This window comes from Paraburkholderia sp. BR10872 (genome assembly GCF_040965835.1).
Classification (GTDB): Bacteria; Pseudomonadota; Gammaproteobacteria; order Burkholderiales; family Burkholderiaceae; genus Paraburkholderia; species Paraburkholderia nodosa_A.
Window position 1 is genome coordinate 1 of the sequence record NZ_JBFRCN010000134.1, and the last position, 1,488, is coordinate 1,488.

A 1,488-nucleotide genomic window follows, 5' to 3' on the forward strand; every position below is an offset into this window, starting at 1 on the left:
GATTTCTTTTCCTGCGGCTACTTAGATGTTTCAGTTCGCCGCGTTCGCTTCGCATGGCCTATGTATTCAGCCATGGATACTCCATTCGGAGTGGGTTTCCCCATTCGGACATCTGTGGATCAAAGCTTGTTTGCCAGCTCCCCACAGCTTTTCGCAGGCTACCGCGTCCTTCATCGCCTGTGATCGCCAAGGCATCCACCACATGCACTTGTTCGCTTGACCCTATAACGGGTGTGTCTTGCGGCCAGAGTTAGCGCTTTAGCGCTTACTCTGGGCTCATCCCCGTAGGGGACAAGCAGAAGAACACTCGCTACAGGTTGAGTATTCGTGTTGCGCCGTATTTCAAGGCAATCTTTCGATCACTTAAAAATACATCGATACAATCACAACCCTGATTCACCTACTCCACACCCATCTCCAGGTGTGTTTTGGATGAATCTCTTTACTACTTCTTCCTGATTGTTAAAGAACGACAGCCGATATTTCGCAGTGATGCGTCATACCGCTCTGACTGGCTCAATCGCCAATGCAAAAGGTTCTGCTTCGTGCAGAACGCTGTGCATTGAGGATTGGTGGAGGATGACGGGATCGAACCGACGACCCCCTGCTTGCAAAGCAGGTGCTCTCCCAGCTGAGCTAATCCCCCAGTCACACATACTTCAGGGGGACTGCCCGTCACAGACAGTGGTGGGTCTGGATGGATTCGAACCATCGACCCCCGCCTTATCAAGACGGTGCTCTAACCGACTGAGCTACAGACCCCTGAGTCTGTCTTTCTTACAGCCGACAAGTGTGAGCGCTTAAAACGCTGCGAGCGATGAGCTCTGGAAAGGAGGTGATCCAGCCGCACCTTCCGATACGGCTACCTTGTTACGACTTCACCCCAGTCATGAATCCTGCCGTGGTGACCGTCCTCCTTGCGGTTAGACTAGCCACTTCTGGCAAAACCCACTCCCATGGTGTGACGGGCGGTGTGTACAAGACCCGGGAACGTATTCACCGCGGCATGCTGATCCGCGATTACTAGCGATTCCAGCTTCACGCAGTCGAGTTGCAGACTGCGATCCGGACTACGATCGGTTTTCTGGGATTGGCTCCACCTCGCGGCTTGGCAACCCTCTGTTCCGACCATTGTATGACGTGTGAAGCCCTACCCATAAGGGCCATGAGGACTTGACGTCATCCCCACCTTCCTCCGGTTTGTCACCGGCAGTCTCCCTGGAGTGCTCTTGCGTAGCAACTAGGGACAAGGGTTGCGCTCGTTGCGGGACTTAACCCAACATCTCACGACACGAGCTGACGACAGCCATGCAGCACCTGTGTTACGGCTCCCTTTCGGGCACATCCACCTCTCGGCGGACTTCCGTACATGTCAAGGGTAGGTAAGGTTTTTCGCGTTGCATCGAATTAATCCACATCATCCACCGCTTGTGCGGGTCCCCGTCAATTCCTTTGAGTTTTAATCTTGCGACCGTACTCCCCAGGCGG

The 1,488-nt window shown here is 54.0% G+C and carries 2 tRNA genes and 2 rRNA genes; all 4 read right to left on the reverse strand.

From position 1 onward, the window contains the following. Positions 1 to 222 (reverse strand): 23S ribosomal RNA (locus AB4Y43_RS40340); the annotation flags it as partial. A 348-nt stretch (positions 223 to 570) separates the two neighbouring features. Further along, positions 571 to 646, reverse strand: a tRNA-Ala gene (locus tag AB4Y43_RS40345). Between the two features lie 39 nt (positions 647 to 685). Then, positions 686 to 762 (reverse strand) — tRNA-Ile (locus AB4Y43_RS40350). Positions 763 to 828: 66 nt separating this feature from the next. Continuing rightward, positions 829 to 1,488, reverse strand: a 16S ribosomal RNA gene (locus tag AB4Y43_RS40355); the annotation flags it as partial.